Source organism: Rhodococcus sp. NPDC056506 (genome assembly GCF_042794945.1).
GTDB lineage: Bacteria > Actinomycetota > Actinomycetes > Mycobacteriales > Mycobacteriaceae > Rhodococcus_F.
Window position 1 is genome coordinate 48,402 of record NZ_JBHTSW010000003.1, and the last position, 17,653, is coordinate 66,054.

Sequence of the window (17,653 nt, forward strand, 5' to 3'; positions counted from 1 at the left end):
GTCAGCTCCGCCAACCGCTGGGGCCGGCGCCCAGAACCTCGATAGATCCCTGACTGGCGTGTGAATGCTTGGTGCGGTGCGTCATTCGCCACGCGCCGTCCACCCGAGCCCACGAATCGTGGTAGTCGCCGAGGGTGAAGAAGTTCAGGTGAGCCTTGCTCCCGGTGCCCACATGCATGTCGCTGACATAAGAGCGGCTGGTGGCGAGATCGCCGACCACCTCGACCAGAACATTGCCGATCAGATGTTGGGTGGGTCCGCACTCGTCGAGGAACGAGCGGATGGATGCCACGACCTCGGCAGGCCCGCGAAGAGTTCCGGTGCCCAGTTCCGCCGTAGCGTCCGGCGTCATGATCCGGTGGAGTTCATCCCAGTCGCGGGCGTCCATGGCTCGCGCGAACTCGAAGACGGCGCGCGTGATCTCGCGTTCGTCGAGGAGAGTGGTGATGTCGATGCTCATGCTGTGCGCCTTTCTTAACGTCGGGGGGTTAATAAAGGCGCACAGCAGATGTCAGCGGTTGAGCAGCTTGCGCATCGCTTCGGCAGCGCCCTTGACCATCTTGTCGCGGGGGAAGCCACTGCGCTTCTTGGCGCCTTCGTAGTTTCCTGCAGCAACCCAGATCGGGCCGTCGGCAAGGTGTTCGAGACCTTCACGTGCAACATCTTCGGGTTCTGCGACGTTCATACCCGGGATGTCGAAATTCAGTCCCGCGCGAATCATAGCCGGTGTGCGAGTGACACCGAGAATGAACTCGACGACGTGAACGCCGTACGGCTGGAGTTCGAGCCACAGGCTTTCGGCGAAGATGCGCCCGAATGCCTTGGACGCCGCGTAGATGCTCTGGTGCTCGGAACCCATGAAGCCCGCAAGTGAACCGAGCAGCATGATGCCGCCGTGTCCGCGATCCTTCATCAAACCGCCGAAGTGGTGCGAGAGTTCGAGTTGCTTGTTGATGTTCAGTTCGATGACTCCGGCAAATCCGTTCAGATCGCCGGTGACGAACTCATGGCCGTAGCTGTTGGCACCGGCGTTGAAGATGAGCAGACCCACCTCGACGTCGTCGGTGACGGCTTTGATCTGATCGAGCGCGTCGGGAACGAGCAGATCCAATGCGAGAGTGCGTACTTCGACGCCATTGGCGCGCGCCTTGGACGCGGTCTCCTCGAGCGGACCCGGCTTGCGGGCGATGAGCACCAGATTGATGCCGAGCTTGCTGAGCTCGTCGGCGAACCCTGCGCCGACACCTTCGGAACCGCCGGCGATGACTGCCCACGGGCCGTAGTACTGAGGATCGATCATTACTACCTTCTTCGAAAGATGTTGGCTTGGCTAGTGAAACGGAGCCGGTACGGGTTCACTGTCGTCGACGATCGGCTTGGGTACCGGGTCTTCGTCGAGGATCTCGATCTCCCCGGCCCTGGCCGCATCGACGATGGACGCGATCAAGGCGCCGCACTCCTTGCGGGGAGCACCCGGTCGACCCTCTCGTTGCCCGAATTCTCGTTCGTCGGCAATTTCGAGGCACTTGGCGCGGGCCTGGTCGCTCCACTGAACAGTGGTGTGTTCCCAACTGTTCTTCTGGACCAGGACCTGCGCCTTGCACTCAGCGCACTGAAGAGGCTGCATCTTCTTCGGCCTTCTTCGCCGCGAGGTTGTCTTCGACTTCCTTCTGCCAGGCGGCGACAGGGCGTGCGGTATCGAGTTCGAATTCGAATCGCTCGGTCATCTCGGGAGCGATGTCAGCGACGTCGACGTAGAACTGCTCGTACCAGCGACGGAGCTGGTAGACCGGGCCGTCCTCTTCGCACAGGAGCGGGTTCTCGATGCGAGTCTTGTTCTTCCAGATCTCGACGTCCTGCTCGAAGCCCTTGGCGATGAACGTGCCGAAGTTCGCGGCCATCGCGTCGGCGGCTTCGCCCTGGAAACGATCCGACTTCTTGACGATGATGCCGTACTGAAGCACGAACTTGTCCGCACTGACCGGGTAGTGGCAGTTGATGAGCACGGAGTCGACGTTGTAGTCCTCGTACTCGTAGGTCAGGTCGTCGACCATGAAGGAGGGACCGAAGTACGTGGCAACCGAGTTGCTGCCGACCATCTTCGGGGTGCCTGCTGCGTGGGGACGCATGTCCGAGCGAGCGACGCCCCGCATGTACTGCGTTGCTGCGTGGCCTTCGAAGACGTTCTTGAAGTACGTCGGGAACGAGTAGTGCACGTAGAAGAAGTGCGCCATGTCGACGATGTTGTCGACGATTTCTCGGCAGTTCGTGTCGACGGTGGTTGTGTACCAGACCCAGTCGCTCCACTCGTCGCTGAGCGCGCCTTCGATGCGGGGGATGGCCACGTCGTCGGTCGGCGGGTTGCCCTCGGGGTCGTGCCAGACGAAGAGCATGCCGTCCTGGTCGAGGGTCTGCCAAGCACGCGTCTTGGCCAGTGGAGGAACGCGTCGTGCGTAGGGGATCTTCTGGCACTTGCCGTTGCCGCCCCAACGCCAGTCGTGGAACGGACAGGCAATGGCGTCGCCCTTGATCGTGCCCTGGCTCAGGTCGCCACCCATGTGGCGGCAGTACGCGTCGAGGATCTTGACGTTGCCTTCACTGTCGGCGAAGACGACAAGTTTGGTGCCGAACGCCTCGATCGAGTGTGGCTGGCCGTCCTTGAAGGACTCCGTGAGTCCAATGCAGTGCCATCCACGTGCAAAGCGAGTGGGCGCGGTTCCAGCTTGGATCTCGCGAACCTCGTCGTTGTCGGACTGAGTGATCGTCACGATGAGTCCCGTCCTTTCCAGGGGCAGTGTCGACGCCCGACGCTAGGGGAGCGTGAATTGCCTCTGGGGCGTCGTCTCACTGGCCGGGACCAGCGGAGAGCACGAGGATCGGGCGGCTGATCCCGGCCTCCGGGACTTCGGATCACCGGAACGCATGACCGACATATCGTGACGGGGCAGCCGTTATGTCTATCTGCCGATCCGCTCCCTCACGGTTCGGTGCGAGGAGTGTCTCCCATGGTCAACAAGGTTCTGAGCACAGTCCGTGATCTGCTTCCGAAGATCGCGGCCCGCGCTCAGAAGGTCGACGATTCGCGCAAGATCTCCGAACGGACCATCCGAGAACTGTCCGAAGCCGGCGTCTTCTCGATGCTGGCGCCGAAGAGATACGGAGGCGCCGAAAGCGACCCGGTCCACTTCTACGAAGTGATCCGGGCAATCTCCGCTGCCTGTGGCTCGACGGGCTGGGTCGCCTCGGTGGTGGGGGTGCACCCGTGGCATCTGGCGCTATTCGACGACCAAGCCCAGGCCGACGTGTGGGGAGAGGATCAGACGACGCTCATCTCGTCCGCCTACGCACCGGTCGGACGGCTGACGGCGGTGGATGGCGGCTACGAGCTTTCGGGCCAGTGGGGCTTTTCCTCCGGCTGTGATCACGCGAGTTGGGCGTTGCTGGGAGCGATGGTGGTCGGCATGGACGGCCGTCCCGTCGATTTCATGACGGTGTTGGTGCCGCGCACCGATTACGAAATCCGTGACGTGTGGGATGTCGTGGGTATGCGGGGCACCGCGAGCAACGAGATCGTGGTCGACGAGGCCTTCGTTCCCGAGCACCGATTGAAGCGCAACTACGAGACCGCACAACTGCGTGGACCCGGCCAAGCGGTCAATCCTGGCCCGCTGTACAAACTTCCGTTCGGGAGCATCTTCACCTCGACGGTGGCCGCCCCGTGTGTGGGCATCGTTGCCGGTTGTTACGAGGGGTACCTGGACGTGATGCGTGAGCGCGTCCGTCTGAGCTTGGGTGGTGGACGGTTCAGCGAGGATCAGTTCGCTCAAGTTGCCGTCGCACGTGCGTCATCGGAGATCGACGCTGCGATTCTGCAGATGGATCGCAACATCCGGGAGATGTACGAACTTGCTGTAGCCGGCCAGGAGTTTCCGCTCTCGATGAGGCTTCGGGCCCGTCGTGATCAGGTTCGCGCGACGGAACGTTCGGTGGAAGCGATCGACATGCTGTTCAAGACAGCAGGCGGTAACTCCCTCTCTCGTGGAAACCCGATCGAGCGTGCGTGGCGCGACGTTCACGCAGGGAGCGTTCACGTTGCCAACGAACCGGAGCGCGCGTTGGCGCTGTACGGCCGGGCAGCGTTCGGGCTGCCGGTGGAGGACAACCTGATCTGACGGGTTGGCGCGTCACCGGGTGGGGTATTTGCCTCTGAATGAGGGAAGTTCCGGCTCTGACCATCGGCTCGCTCGTCGACATGGCAGGTGTTGCACGAGCGAAAGTGATGCCTGCGGCCCGAACTGGTGTCTTCGAGGAAGTCGGTGCGGGAGTGTCACCGAGTTGGAACGTCTTCTGCAGCGATGATCGGATTGCCTTCACCGATTCCTTCTCCGTCGTGGGCGATCTCCGACTACGTATCGACCGATCCGATCTCCGCGATCTCGGTGGTGGTGTGTCCTGGGCGCCCGCGACTTTGCATGAGCAGGACGGTTCGACGGCTGCCGTGTGCACGCGATCCGCGCTTGCTGCCGTCGCTGCGCGGCTCGCCTCCGACGGCCTCGAAGCCCGTGTCGGCCATGAGGTCGAGTTCACGCTTTTCGGTGACGCGTGTGGCGGTGAATGGTCGGCCTACGGGCTGGATGCGGTCGTTCGGCATGAGGACTTTCTCAAGGACCTCCTGCACAATGCCGAACGCGCACAACTACATATCGAACAAGTCCATGCCGAATACGGGCCCGATCAATTCGAGATATCGATCGCTCCGAGCGCTCCTGTTCAAGCCGCCGATCTCGTGGTGTTGGCTCGGATCTTGATCAGCCGTACGGCCAGAGCGCACGGATTGGCGGCCTCGTTCTCGCCGATTCCCACCCTGGGCGGCGCAGGAAACGGCGCACACCAGCACTTTTCGTTGACCGCGAATGGTAGTTCGGTCTTCTCCGGCGGCAGTCGGGAGCATGGAATGACCGACGCTGGAGCTTCCGCTTTGGGCGGAATCCTCGCTCATCTGACGGAGTTCACGGCCGTCTTCGCGTCTTCACCGCTCTCCGGCCTCAGGCTGCGCCCGGACAATTGGTCGGGGGCCTACGTCTGTTGGGGGCTCGAGAACCGCGAAGCGGCACTGAGGTTCTGCGCAGAGTCGCCGTCGAATCCGCACGGCGCCAACGCCGAAGTGAAAATCGTCGATCCATCGGCCAACCCGTATCTGGCGACCGCTGCGATACTTGGCCTTTCGCATATCGGTATCGGCAATGCCGCGCCATTGCCGCCGGAAATTGTGGTGAACCCGTCGACTCTCACGGAGGCGGAACGTGATGAGCGCGGGGTGACCCGAGTCCCCACCGATCTGCGCGAGATAGTGCAGAAGTTCAACTCCTCCTCGGTGGCGAAGGAAATCTTCGGGGAGTCGATCATCGAAGCGATGGTGTCCGTGAAGGGAGTTGAGCGGAAGACGTTTTCCCAGATGGACGAGGCGACAACCGTCGAGCGGCTTCGATACACCTGGACCTGAGGGGTTGGGAATCCGCTTTCGGCGTCTTGGAAGAAGTTCGAACCGGCGACTAGTCGGGAATCGGACACCGCGACAGCGGTGCCGGTGATTGAATGAGACTGATACTTCATTCATCACCGACTCAGGAGAGCCTGATGGCACCAGAAGTTGCGGTAGTTCTCGAGGGATACACCTACTTCGAATGCCCGCGCTGGCACGAGAACCGGATCTGGGTGTCGGACTTCTACACCTACCAGGTGATTTCGGCCCGCGAGGACGGGACCGACATACGCGTAGAGGCGGAGGTTCCAGGGCAGCCGTCCGGGCTGGGGTGGCTTCCGGACGGCAGATTGCTGGTCGTCTCCATGCGGGACCAGAAGATTCTGCGGCGAGAATCCGACGGCGAGTTGGTGGTGCACGCAGACTTGTCCGGGTACGTCAGTGCCAACGTCAACGACATGCTGGTCGACTCGCAGGGACGAGCGTACGTGGGCAACTTCGGGTTCGATCTGATGAACCTGGCTCCCGTCGAGACGGCAGATCTCCTCCGCGTCGACCCGGACGGGTCGGTGCACGTTGTGGCACGAGATCTCCACTTCCCCAACGGGATGGCTTTGACGTCAACCGGAGATCTACTCGTGGACGAAACCTTGGGGAATCGAATCAGCGCGTTTGCCGTCCAACCGGATGGCTCGCTGGGGGAGCGCCGCGACTGGGCGTCGTTCGGACCGGTGCCTGGTGGCCCCGAGATGGAGACCACTCTTGCACAGATTGTTGTTGCAGCCGATGGTTGTTGCATCGACGGAGACGATTCGATGTGGGTGGCCGATGCCCTCGGAAGTCGAATTCTCCACGTGGACCCGTCTGGCAAGATAATCGATGAAATTGCCTTCGAGAGCGGCGTCTTCGCTTGCGGGCTCGGCGGTTCCGACGGTCGTACGCTGTTCGTGTGTGCCGCCCCGGACTTCAACGAACACGCTCGCAAGGTGGCTACCGAAGGAAAGCTGCTGTCGATTCGACTGGAGCCGTTGGCCTGACATGGAATTGGTGACCTCGCTACCTGCCGACACCCCGCTGCGGCAGGTAGCTCAGTACGTCGGCCGCATCGAGAATCTCGGTTTCGACACGGTGCACATCTCCGAGACCATTCGCGATCCGTTTGCGGTGGCGGCACTCGCCGTCGAGCACAGCACCACCCTCACCGTCCGGACGTCGATGGTTGTCGCGTTTGCGCGCAGTCCCATGGTGACGGCTTTGGCTGCGTGGGATCTGGCGGACTTCTCGGGTGGCCGATTCCAACTGGGGCTCGCGACGCAGGTGCGGGGAAACATCGTCGGGCGGTACTCGATGCCGTGGACGGATCCTGTTGCGCAACTGCGTGATTACGTCAGCGCGGTACGTGAGATCTTCCGAGTGTTCCAGGAGGGCGGTGAACTCGACCATGCCGGAACGCACTACACCTTCAACCGTCTGCAACCCTATTTCAACCCGGGGCCGATCGGCGTCCCCGCACCCGAGATATGGACAGGGGGAGTGAACTCTCGCATGTGCTCATTGGCCGGAGCCGTCGCCGACGGTTTTGTTGCTCACCCCACCAGCTCCCATCCGAAGGTGCTCGCGGAGAGGATCATTCCGGCTTTGGCGGCAGGCGGAAGGAAGCCTCGATTGATTGCCGCTCCGAAGACGATCACCGGCAAAGATCGTGCTGCGATACTTGCTCAACGAGAAGCGGTGCGCAGTGAACTTGCCTTTCTCTACTCCACACCGGCGTACCGAGTTGCGCTGGAGGTCCTCGGATTGTCCGAGGTCGGGGAGAAGCTGACTGCGATGGCGCGAACGGGCGATTGGGCTCGACTACCCGCCGTTCTCGCCGACGAGGTTCTCGACATCTTGGTCACGCAATGCACTTACGCCGAACTCCCCGAAGCGCTGAGTTCGAAGTACGCGCACCTCTGCGACGGGATTGCACTGGCAGTGCCGACGGATCCCGCCGACGACGTCGCTTTCACAGCGATGTGTGAGGAGCTTCGAGCCGCCGCAGCGTCTGCCCAGTGACGTCCAATCGGCGCGATCTACACTTTCGGCATGGGGCGCGTCTACGAAGGCATCGATGAAAAGCTCACCACGTGGTTGCAGGCTCAACCGTTGTTCGTCGTTGCCACCGCACCGTTGTCTGCTGACGGGTTGGTCAATTGCTCACCCAAAGGGGGAGTCAGATCGTTTGTGGTGCTGACATCTACCCAGGTGGCGTACCTCGACCTGACTGGTAGCGGAGTGGAAACTATCGCGCATGTGCGCGAGAACTCGCGAATAACTCTGATGTTCATGGCATTTGGCGGACCACCGAAGATTGTACGGCTTCACGGCAATGCGCGCGTTCTACTGGCAGGGTCGGAACCGTTCAACGAGCTGGTCGGTAAGTTCCCCGACCACCCGGGGCTGCGGTCCATCGTCGTGGTTGATCTGACGCGCGTCTCGGATTCGTGCGGATACGCAGTACCGCTGATGGACTACCAATCCGACCGTGGCGTGCTCGACCGCGTGGCGGAGAAGAAGGGCCCGGAGCGGCTCATCGCCTATCGCGCCGAGAAGAACGCGAAGAGTGTGGACGGTTTGCCCGGTATCGACCCGTAGTGACAACATCGGGACGCCGTGAGAAAGAAAGGCCGTGAGAAAGAAAGTGGGGCAGCCGATTGCGATATCGACTGCCCCACGATCTGTTGCCACACAGTGTGATTGAACTACGTTACTTCGCCATGTCCTGGGCTGCTCGGTAGGAGAAGACCATTGCCGTTCCCAGTGGAACTCCGGGGCCGGGGTAGAAGCGGCCGCTCAGTGACGCGCTCGTGTTGCCGGCGGCGTACAGGCCGTCGATGGCGCTGCCGTCGGCGCGAAGGACTCGACCGTTGACGTCGGTGACCAATCCGCCCTTGGTGCCGAGGTCACTGAGGACGATGCGAGCTGCGTAGAACGGACCGTTCTCGATGGCCGTCAGCGCCGCATTCGCGCCGCCGTTGGGCGGGCAGAAGAATGCGTCGTACGGGTCCTCTCCGCGGTGGAATTCTTCGTCGACGCCCAGTTTTGCTGCATCGTTGAACTTTTCGACGGTGCTGCGCAATGCGTCGGCCGGTAGTCCGGTCTTGGCGGCGAGCTCTTCGAGAGTATCGGCGCCCACCCAGGTTCCGGCTTCGAGGTGTTTGGCTGGTGCCGTGTTCGGGATGCAGATGGCGGGCAGCCCGCCACCCTCGCGTGAGTCGAAGATCATGAACGACGGTACGGCAGAACCGTTGTCGTCGTGAGCATCCATTGCCCGGCCGAACTGGTCGTACGGAAGCGACTCGTTGAGGTAGCGCTCGCCCGCCTTGTCGACGACGAGGCCGCCCCGAACGCCGACCATGAAGGCTGCGCTGCCGTCGGGCTGCTCTACGCCGGGGCAGAACCATGCCTGATCGAGCAACGCGGTTTCGCCACCGACAGCGACACCGGCAGAGATCGCGTCGCCGGTATTGGCACCGAACGGGCCCATGCTCCAGATTGCCTTGCCAGGGGTGCCGGCCTGCTCACGCATCTCGGCGTTGCCTTCGATACCGCCCGCTGCCATCAGGACACCGCGGTTGGCCTTGATTCGCTGGGTTTCGCCGCCCGATTCGACCTCGGCCCCGACGACTCGTCCGTCTTCGACGATCAGGGAGGTGAGAACGGATTCGGTTCGAAGTTCTGCTTTGCCGGTGCTCTGGACTGCGGCCAGCAGACGGCCGATCAGTGCGCGCCCACCGATCATCGGGCCGGGAGCATGGCCTTGACCGGTGCGGTCTTGGTCCAGTTCCGGACGCACCTTGCCGGCGAGATCACCGATGTCGGCGGGATCAAGATCGAGCGGGTTGATGGAGCGTCCCGTGTCCATCCGGCCCTCGGCCTTGTAGTAGTCGGGAAACGCCCGGAACTCGAATTCGATGTTCGGGTTCTCCTCGAGCAACGCGACCACTGCCGGTGCGGTCTCGACGTAGGCGTCCTGGCGATCGGACTCGGAGTCGCCGAGCAGCGCGCGCAGATAGGTGCGTGCGTTCTCCGTCGAGTCAGGCAGTCCCGCGCGTTCCTGTACCTGGGTTCCCGGCAGCCAGATGGATGCGCCCGAGTACGCGGAAGTTCCGCCGAAGCGATCGGTTTTCTCGAGGACGATCGTCGTCAATCCTCGAGCTGCCGCGGTGTATGCGCCGGTCAGCGCGCCGCCGCCGGAGCCGACTACCAACACGTCGCACTCGGTGGTCCAGTCCTGCATCATTGCGTCCTTACTCCAAGAGGGTGGGGTGTCCACGGAATACCGCACGGAGAGAGAAGGCCATGCCAGGTCCCACTGAGCGGGCAATATGCCGAGATGGGTGATCGAGATGCGAGAATTGGCGAGGTCGTTCGCGACCGAGACACAGAATCGATGATGGGGGCGACGTTGCCGAGAATTGCCGAGGTCAGGGACGCTGCCGAGCCCAGTTCGGACGAGCAGCGGGCGCGCCATGTGCGAATGTTGGAAGCGGCTGCCGAATTGGGGACCGAGAAGGAACTCTCACGGGTTCAGATGCACGAAGTCGCCAAGCGGGCGGGCGTGGCCATCGGCACCCTTTATCGCTACTTCCCCTCGAAGACGCACCTCTTCGTCGCGGTGATGGTCGAGCAGATCGATCAGATCGGCGACAGCTTCGCCAAGCATCAGGTTCAGTCGGACAATCCGCAGGACGCGGTGTACGAGGTGTTGGTTCGCGCCACTCGCGGGTTACTGCGTCGGCCGGCTCTCTCGACCGCGATGCTGCAGTCGTCCAGTACCGCCAATGTCGCGACGGTGCCGGACGTGGGCAAGATCGATCGTGGATTCCGGCAGATCATCCTCGATGCGGCCCGAATCGAGAACCCCACCGAGGAAGACAACACAGGTCTGCGTCTGCTGATGCAGCTGTGGTTCGGGGTCATCCAGTCCTGCCTCAATGGTCGAATCTCCATCCCCGATGCGGAGTACGACATCCGCAAAGGGTGTGACCTGCTTCTGGTGAATCTCTCACGACACTGACGTGACCTCGCCCTCTCGGGGGTGAGTTCGTCATAGCTTCAAAATTGAAATCAATTCTATTATTGAAGGTGTCGTGGTGCCGAAGTGGCCGTTTGTGGGGGCATTGCCCTCCTCTCTTTAATAGAATACATTGCAAAAAAGTTGACGGTGAGCCAGCTCACCGACCGAAAACTCCACGAAGGAGCGAACATCATGGGTCATGCAGTCATCGTCGAGGCCGCGCGGACACCGATCGGACGTCGTCGCGGCGCCCTGGCGGGACTGCACCCCGCCGAGATTCTGGGAGCAGCGCAGCTCGGGGTCCTCGAGCGGGCAGGCGTCGCACCGGAAGACATCGGACAGATCATCGGCGGCTGTGTCACGCAGGCGGGCGAACAGTCCAACAACGTCACGCGTCAGGCGTGGCTGCACGCCGGCCTGCCGTACAGCACGGCCGCAACCACCATCGACTGCGCCTGTGGATCTGCCCAGCAGGCAGTGCATTTGATCTCCGGACTCATTTCCTCGGGTCAGATCTCGGCCGGTATCGGCTGCGGCGTCGAGGCCATGAGTCGTGTGTTCCTGGGCCAGGCCAATGCGCCCGGAACGGGAAACCCGTACCCGGACGACTGGACCATCGACATGGGTGACCAGTTCACCTCTGCTCAGCGTATTGCCGAGAAGCGTGGCATCACACGCGCGGACGTCGACGCCTTCGGTCTCGAGTCGCAGCGCCGTGCAGCCCAGGCCTGGGCAGAAGGCCGTTTCGACCGGGAGATCGTTCCCGTCAAGGCTCCGGTCGTAGACAAGGAAGGCGTGCGTACCGGCGAGATCGCCACCGTCACTCGCGATGGCGGCCTGCGTGAGACGACGGCCGAAGCGCTCGCTGGGCTCAAGCCGGTTATCGAAGGCCATATCCACACCGCCGGCAACTCGTCGCAGATCAGTGATGGCGCGGCTGCGGTACTGCTGATGAGCGAAGAGCGCGCACAGGAACTGGGATTGAAGCCCCGCGCGCGGATCGTCGCGTCCGGCATGGTCGGATCCGATCCCTTCTATCACCTGGACGGACCGATCGAGTCCACCCAGATGGTGCTCGACAAGGCCAAAATGACCTTGGACGACATCGATCTCGTCGAAATCAACGAAGCGTTTGCCTCGGTCGTGCTCTCCTGGGCGCAGGTTCACGGCGCAGACCTGTCCAAGGTCAACGTCAACGGTGGTGCGATCGCGCTCGGACATCCCGTCGGTTCCACGGGCGCTCGTCTGATCACCACTGCGCTGCACGAACTCGAGCGCTCGAACAAGTCGACGGCTCTGGTCACGATGTGCGCCGGTGGCGCTCTCTCGACCGCCACCATCATCGAACGCATCTGACCCGTACTGACACTGTCGAATTGACGAGGTAGACATGACTATTGGATTGAGTGAAGAAGATCGCGACCTCCGCGACTCCGTACGGGGCTGGGCGGCGCGCCACGCAACACCCACCGTCATCCGGGAAGCTGTCGAGGCGAAGATCGAAACCCGCCCGCAACTCTGGAACGGGCTTGCCGAGCAGGGGCTTCTCGGACTGCACGTAGCCGAGGAATTCGGTGGCGCCGGTTACGGACTGGTCGAACTCGCGATCGTCGTCGAGGAACTGGGACGCTCCATGGTTCCCGGTCCGTTCCTGCCGACGGTAGTGATCAGCGCTGTTCTCAGTGATGCCGGAGTATCGGGCAGACTGCCGGCACTCGTGGACGGAAGCACGCTCGGAGCTGTTGCACTGCAGCCGGGTTCGCTGAAGATCATGCGGGACGGTGACACTGCCACGCTGAGCGGTACGTCCAGTCAGATTCTCGGCGGTCATGTCGGCGACGTGTTCCTGCTCGCTACGGACAGCGGGTTCGTGTTGCTCGAACGCGATCGTCTCGAGGTGACAGACCTGGCCAGCTACGACGTTGTACGTCGTAACTCCGAGGTCACCGTCGACGGACTAGTTCTCGCTGATGCGGAAATCCTCACCATCGACACCCAGCGCGTACTCGACATTGCCGCAACGTTGTTCGCGGCCGAGGCATCCGGCTTGGCGGACTGGGCAGTCACGACCTCAGCCGACTACGCGAAGGTGCGTCAGCAGTTCGGTCGTCCGATCGGCCAGTTCCAGGGCGTCAAGCACAAGGCTGCTCGGATGCTCGCTCTTGCCGAGCAGGCACGCGTCTGCGCCTGGGATGCTGCACGTGCCCTGACGCCGGCGAACGGTGTCGGTGCCGAAGAGGCTTCTCTCGCAGCAGCCGTCGCCGGAGCAACTGCTCTGGAGGCCGGCTTCTCCGTCACGCGCGACTGCATCCAGGTGCTCGGCGGTATCGGCTACACCTGGGAGCACGACGCACACCTTTACTTGCGTCGTGCGCAGTCCTTGCGAATTCTGCTGGGTTCCACGGCATCCTGGCGTCGACGCGTTGCCGAGTTGACCATTGCCGGTACCCGGCGCGTGCTCAGCATCGAATTGCCGCCCGAGGCCGAGGCGATCCGCGCCGACGTTCGAGCCGAGCTCGCACCGGCGTTGGACCTCGAAGGTGCCGCGCAGAAGACATATCTCGCGGAAAAGGGTTACACCGCGCCACACTTCACGGCTCCGTGGGGCAAGTCCGCCGATGCCGTCAGCCAGCTGGTCATTGCCGAAGAGCTACGCGCTGCGAAGATCAAGCCGCACGACATGATCATCGGCAACTGGGTCATCCCGACGCTCATCGCGCACGGCAACGAGGAGCAGCTTGCCAAGTTCGTCCCGCCGTCACTGCGCGGCGACATCGTCTGGTGCCAACTCTTCTCCGAGCCCGGCGCAGGTTCCGACCTCGCGGCTCTGAGCACCAAGGCCACCAAGGTAGATGGCGGCTGGAAGTTGCAGGGCCAGAAGGTGTGGACGTCGATGGCACGCGACGCGCACTGGGGAATTTGCCTCGCCCGCACCGACGCCGACGCCCCCAAGCACAAGGGCTTGTCCTACTTTCTCATCGACATCAAGAACAGCGGTCTCGACATTCGTCCGCTGCGCGAGATCACCGGCGAGGCACTCTTCAACGAGGTGTTCTTCGACGACGTCTTCGTTCCGGACGAGTGCCTGGTCGGCGAGCCGGGTGACGGCTGGAAGCTCGCTCGCACCACGCTGGCCAACGAGCGTGTCTCGCTGTCCAACGACTCGTCTCTGGGATCGGGCGGCGAGGCTCTGCTGAGCCTGGTCGACGGACTTCCCGGTGGTATCGACGACGAGCAGCTGACGGTTCTCGGAAAGGTGCTGTGCGACGCACAATCCGGCGGTCTGCTCGGTCTGCGCACCACATTGCGCTCGCTTACCGGCGCACAGCCGGGGGCTGAGTCCTCGGTGGCAAAGCTGATCGGCGTCGAGCACATCCAGCAGGTCTGGGATGTGGCGATGGAGTGGGCTGGTCCCAGTTCCCTTCTGGGCGATCAGCATCGGATGTCTGCGACGCAGATGTTCCTGAACTCGCAGTGCATGTCCATCGCCGGTGGTACAACCAATGTTCAGCTCAACATCATCGGTGAGCGAATCCTGGGTCTGCCCCGTGACCCCGAACCGGGAAAGTGATCTGCGCATGAGCAATCGCACCTTCGTCATCGGCGTGGGCATGACCAAGTTCGAGAAGATCGAGACCCGCGACTGGGAATACCCGGACATGGTGACCGAGGCAGTCTCGAATGCCCTGACCGATGCCGGGATCGGCTACGACCAGATCCAGCGTGCTGCAGTCGGTTACGTGTTCAACGCGTCGACTGCCGGCCAGCGAGCCCTCTACGAGACCGGGCTGACCGGCATCCCCATCTTCAACGTTAACAACAACTGCGCCACGGGGTCGACGGCGCTGATGATGGCGCGCGAATGGGTCCAGGCAGGACAAGCGGACTGCGCGTTGGCTGTCGGATTCGAGAGGATGACCAAAACGGCGTTGACCGGCAACGGTGAGATGCCCAAGGTCACCACTTTGGACTCTCAGCTGAAAATCATGGTCGAGGACTACGGCTTCGCCCGCTCGCCCATGACCGCTCAGTTGTTCGGCAACGCTGCCGTCGAACACATGAAGAAGTACGGCACCACGATCGAGCAGATTGCAGCCGTGGCGGTCAAGAACCACAAGCACTCGGTCAACAATCCGTATGCACAGTTCCGTGACGAGTACACCCTCGAACAGGTACTGGGCGACAAGATGATTCACGAGCCGCTGACGCGCTCACAGTGTTCGCCGACCTCGGACGGTGCTGGTGCCGCAGTGGTCGTGAGCGAGAAGTTCGTGCGTGAGCACGGTCTCGAAGACCAGGCGATCGAGATCGTCGCGCAGGCTTTGACCACCGACACCGAGGCAGCGTTCGCCGAGAAGTCGATGATCGACGTGGTCGGTGCGCCGATGACGGCAGCCGCGGCCGAACAGGTCTTTGCGCAGGCCGGGATCACCATCGATGATGTCGACGTCATCGAATTGCACGACTGCTTCGCGATCAACGAGATCATCACCTACGAGGGCCTGGGGATGTGCGCAGTCGGAGAAGGCGGAAAGCTCGTCGAATCCGGCGCGACCACGTACGGCGGCCAATGGGTCGTCAACCCGTCGGGTGGTTTGATCTCGAAGGGACACCCGCTGGGTGCGACGGGCTTGGCACAGTGCGCCGAACTCACGTGGCAGCTCCGCGGGACGGCAGATGCCCGCCAGGTCGAGGGCGCTCGAATTGGACTGCAGCACAACCTCGGACTGGGCGGCGCGTGCGTCGTGACGGTCTACCGATCCGGAACCTTGGAGAACTGATGGCTATCGATCTTGCGGTGGCATTGGCTGCCGAACCGACTGTGCGCGAGGCGTCGTGGACCGACCGCGACGTCATGCTTTACCAACTGGGTCTGGGGGCCGGCGTGAACGCGCTGGATCCTGCGGAACTCACCTGGGTGTACGAAAAGGGCCTGAAGGTACTACCGACATTTGCAATGGTTGCAGGCCAGGGAGTTTCGGCGGGTGTACTGCCGGCGCCGTCGATGAGCATGCCGGGAATCGACATCGACCTGCGCAAGATCCTGCACGGCGGGCAGTCGCTGTCACTTCACGCCCCGATCCCGTCGACGGGTACCGCGCGTATTTCCTCCCGAGTTGCCGACGTCTGGGACAAGGGAAAGGCGGCTGTGATCGTTCTCGAGACCGCAGCGCATGACCTTGACGGGAATCCGTTGTGGACCACAGGAATGCAGATCTGGGCGCGCGGCGAAGGCGGATTCGGCGGAGATACCGGACCCGAAGTTGTTGCCGGGGTGCCTGATCGAGCGCCGGACAAGGTACTGACGTCGAGTACCAGTCCCTCGCAAGCGTTGGTGTACCGACTCAGCGGAGACATGAACCCTCTTCACGCCGATCCTGCCTTCGCGAAGATGGCGGGCTTCGACGCACCGATCCTGCATGGTCTCGCGTCGTACGGCATCGTCTGCAAGGCAGTGGTAGACGGGATTCTCGACGGAGATCCGAGCCGGGTGAAGAACTACTCAGTGCGGTTTGCCGGTTCGCTGTTCCCCGGCGAATCCATCACCACCTCGGTATGGCAGGACGGCAACATACTGACCTTGGCGGCGACGTGCCCCGAGCGCGAGAACTCCCCGGTTCTCACACACGCAACAATGGAGATCAACTGATGGACCTCGGTACGCACCCCACGGCAGCAACACATCCGGGCGGCACGATTCTGACGTCGCCGCCGCAGGACGCCCCGGTCGACCGGGCGACGGCAGCGGCGCGTCGCGTTGTCGACGCGATGCTGCGGACCGACCGCGGAAACGCCAATTTGGACCGGGTTGCGGAGGAGCTCAACAGCATTGCCGAGCACCTCGAGCAGCACTCGCCCGAGGTGGCCGAGCGGTTGATCGACATGTGGAACGGTGAGGGCGTGACTCGTCACGATCCAGTGACCGGTCCCGAGAACGCCATTGCGCCGCCGCTCGTCCTGGAAGGGCTTGCTGACGGTTCGGTGCAGGGAGTCGTCACGTTGACACTGCCGTACCAGGGACCTCCCGGTCACGTGCACGGCGGCGTTTCGGCGCTGCTGCTCGATCACGTTCTCGGTGTCGCCAATGCCTGGGGTGGAACCTCCGGTATGACAGCACAATTGAGCACTCGCTACCACCGCCCGACTCCGCTGTTCGAGCCCCTCACCATCAGCGGCAAGTTCCTTTCCAAGGACGGCCGCAAGATTCACACCGTCGGCGAGATCAAGACGGCGGACGGCGAAGTGTGCGTGTCCGTAGAGGGATTGTTCATCGACAAGACGGTGCCGCGCCCCAGGTAGGGGTTCTGATGAAGGAGGCCCCCGTGGGCAAGCTCGACGGACGTGTAGCAGTGGTCACCGGTGCCGGTATGGGCATCGGTCGCGGAGTGGCAGGCGCGTTTGCACGTGAAGGCGCGTCGGTCCTGGTTGCCGAGATCGACGAGGCAGCTGGTATCGAGACGGCGCAGTGGCTGCGCGACGAATGGGGCGTGGACGCGGAGTTCATCCGCACCGACGTCACTGACAAAGCGCAGGTTGTTTCCATGGTCGACCGGGCCGTGGAGCGGTTCGGACGCCTCGACATTCTGGTCAACAATGCTTGGCGGACTTTCGGTTTCGCTCGGTTCGAGAAGATGACCGACGAGCAGCTGCGCGGCGGTTTCGACATGGCAGTGATGGCGGCTTTCTGGTCCATGCAGGCTGCACTACCGGAACTCGAGCGTCACGGCACGGGCCGCGTGATCAACATGTGCAGCCTCAATGGCGTCAACGCCCACATGTATTCGGTGCAGTACAACGCGGCCAAGGAAGCTCTGCGGACGCTCACTCGAACCGCCGCGCGTGAGTGGGCTCCTCGGCAGGTGACCTGCAACGTCATCTGCCCCGGCGCGCAGAGCGCGGCGTACAAGCGTGTTGCCGAAGCCAATCCGGAGAACGTGGCCGTCATGGCCGCCCAGAATCCGATGGGGCGGATCGGGGACCCTCTCGACGACATCGGTCCCGTTGCGGCCTTCCTGGCGAGTGACGACAGCCGCTACGTCACCGGCAACACCCTCTTCGTCGACGGTGGTGGGCACATCAACGGTGTGCAGTGGGCGCCGACGGTCGACTGA

The 17,653-nt window shown here is 62.7% G+C and carries 17 protein-coding genes; 12 read left to right on the plus strand and 5 right to left on the minus strand.

Features of this window, described 5'->3' with window-relative positions:
- Position 1 precedes the first annotated feature (1 nt).
- Genes ACFQ6H_RS04020 through ACFQ6H_RS04035 form a run of 4 tightly spaced genes read right to left on the minus strand, consistent with a single transcriptional unit; the run spans position 2 to position 2,768 of the window.
- Positions 2-460 carry a nuclear transport factor 2 family protein gene (locus ACFQ6H_RS04020; protein WP_378629073.1) on the minus strand — a complete coding sequence of 153 codons (459 nt, stop codon included), beginning with the start codon at positions 458-460 and terminating at the stop codon, positions 2-4.
- Positions 461-511: 51 nt separating this feature from the next.
- The gene (locus tag ACFQ6H_RS04025; protein WP_378644099.1) at positions 512-1,300 is read right to left on the minus strand and encodes an SDR family NAD(P)-dependent oxidoreductase; all 789 of its coding nucleotides are present in this window, start codon (positions 1,298-1,300) and stop codon (positions 512-514) included.
- Positions 1,301-1,330: 30 nt separating this feature from the next.
- A complete protein-coding gene (locus tag ACFQ6H_RS04030) occupies positions 1,331-1,627 on the minus strand; it encodes a hypothetical protein (RefSeq protein WP_378542511.1) in 297 nt (98 codons plus the stop codon).
- The gene (locus ACFQ6H_RS04035; RefSeq protein ID WP_378446803.1) at positions 1,605-2,768 is read right to left on the minus strand and encodes a Rieske 2Fe-2S domain-containing protein; all 1,164 of its coding nucleotides are present in this window, start codon (positions 2,766-2,768) and stop codon (positions 1,605-1,607) included. Before ACFQ6H_RS04035 ends, ACFQ6H_RS04030 begins: the two co-directional genes overlap by 23 nt.
- Positions 2,769-3,005: 237 nt before the next feature.
- Here ACFQ6H_RS04035 and hsaA point away from each other — a divergent pair, with 237 nt between their 5' ends.
- The 5 genes from hsaA to ACFQ6H_RS04060 all read left to right on the plus strand — a co-directional run bounded on the left by hsaA (position 3,006) and on the right by ACFQ6H_RS04060 (position 8,116).
- Positions 3,006-4,172: a 3-hydroxy-9,10-secoandrosta-1,3,5(10)-triene-9,17-dione monooxygenase oxygenase subunit gene (hsaA, locus tag ACFQ6H_RS04040; protein WP_378644101.1), complete on the plus strand. Its 1,167-nt coding sequence runs from the start codon at positions 3,006-3,008 to the stop codon at positions 4,170-4,172.
- 38 nt (positions 4,173-4,210) lie between these two features.
- Positions 4,211-5,503, plus strand: coding sequence for a glutamine synthetase (locus ACFQ6H_RS04045; RefSeq protein ID WP_378644103.1), 1,293 nt, complete (start codon positions 4,211-4,213; stop codon positions 5,501-5,503).
- 134 nt (positions 5,504-5,637) lie between these two features.
- Positions 5,638-6,519 (plus strand): SMP-30/gluconolactonase/LRE family protein, encoded by an 882-nt coding sequence (locus tag ACFQ6H_RS04050; protein WP_378644105.1) that lies wholly within the window; start codon positions 5,638-5,640, stop codon positions 6,517-6,519.
- A 1-nt stretch (position 6,520) separates the two neighbouring features.
- Positions 6,521-7,537: a TIGR03617 family F420-dependent LLM class oxidoreductase gene (locus ACFQ6H_RS04055; protein ID WP_378644108.1), complete on the plus strand. Its 1,017-nt coding sequence runs from the start codon at positions 6,521-6,523 to the stop codon at positions 7,535-7,537.
- 30 nt (positions 7,538-7,567) lie between these two features.
- On the plus strand, positions 7,568-8,116 hold the full coding sequence (locus tag ACFQ6H_RS04060) for a pyridoxamine 5'-phosphate oxidase family protein (RefSeq protein WP_378644110.1): 549 nt from the start codon (positions 7,568-7,570) through the stop codon (positions 8,114-8,116).
- 112 nt (positions 8,117-8,228) lie between these two features.
- On the opposite strand, the gene ACFQ6H_RS04065 is transcribed toward ACFQ6H_RS04060, so the two are convergent.
- A complete protein-coding gene (locus ACFQ6H_RS04065) occupies positions 8,229-9,761 on the minus strand; it encodes an FAD-dependent oxidoreductase (RefSeq protein WP_378644506.1) in 1,533 nt (510 codons plus the stop codon).
- Between the two features lie 153 nt (positions 9,762-9,914).
- Here ACFQ6H_RS04065 and ACFQ6H_RS04070 point away from each other — a divergent pair, with 153 nt between their 5' ends.
- The 7 genes from ACFQ6H_RS04070 (at position 9,915) to ACFQ6H_RS04100 (ending at position 17,653) form a co-directional block, all read left to right on the plus strand.
- Positions 9,915-10,541, plus strand: coding sequence for a TetR family transcriptional regulator (locus ACFQ6H_RS04070; RefSeq protein ID WP_378532734.1), 627 nt, complete (start codon positions 9,915-9,917; stop codon positions 10,539-10,541).
- Positions 10,542-10,733: 192 nt separating this feature from the next.
- Positions 10,734-11,897 carry a steroid 3-ketoacyl-CoA thiolase gene (locus tag ACFQ6H_RS04075; RefSeq protein ID WP_378629116.1) on the plus strand — a complete coding sequence of 388 codons (1,164 nt, stop codon included), beginning with the start codon at positions 10,734-10,736 and terminating at the stop codon, positions 11,895-11,897.
- Positions 11,898-11,931: 34 nt separating this feature from the next.
- Positions 11,932-14,112, plus strand: coding sequence for an acyl-CoA dehydrogenase (locus tag ACFQ6H_RS04080; protein ID WP_378644113.1), 2,181 nt, complete (start codon positions 11,932-11,934; stop codon positions 14,110-14,112).
- Positions 14,113-14,119: 7 nt separating this feature from the next.
- Positions 14,120-15,322 (plus strand): lipid-transfer protein, encoded by a 1,203-nt coding sequence (locus ACFQ6H_RS04085; protein ID WP_378644115.1) that lies wholly within the window; start codon positions 14,120-14,122, stop codon positions 15,320-15,322.
- Positions 15,322-16,191, plus strand: a complete 870-nt coding sequence (locus ACFQ6H_RS04090) for a MaoC/PaaZ C-terminal domain-containing protein (protein ID WP_378644117.1) — start codon at positions 15,322-15,324, stop codon at positions 16,189-16,191. Before ACFQ6H_RS04085 ends, ACFQ6H_RS04090 begins: the two co-directional genes overlap by 1 nt.
- On the plus strand, positions 16,191-16,841 hold the full coding sequence (locus tag ACFQ6H_RS04095) for a PaaI family thioesterase (RefSeq protein WP_378446788.1): 651 nt from the start codon (positions 16,191-16,193) through the stop codon (positions 16,839-16,841). Before ACFQ6H_RS04090 ends, ACFQ6H_RS04095 begins: the two co-directional genes overlap by 1 nt.
- A 23-nt stretch (positions 16,842-16,864) precedes the next feature.
- Positions 16,865-17,653, plus strand: coding sequence for an SDR family NAD(P)-dependent oxidoreductase (locus ACFQ6H_RS04100; protein ID WP_378644509.1), 789 nt, complete (start codon positions 16,865-16,867; stop codon positions 17,651-17,653).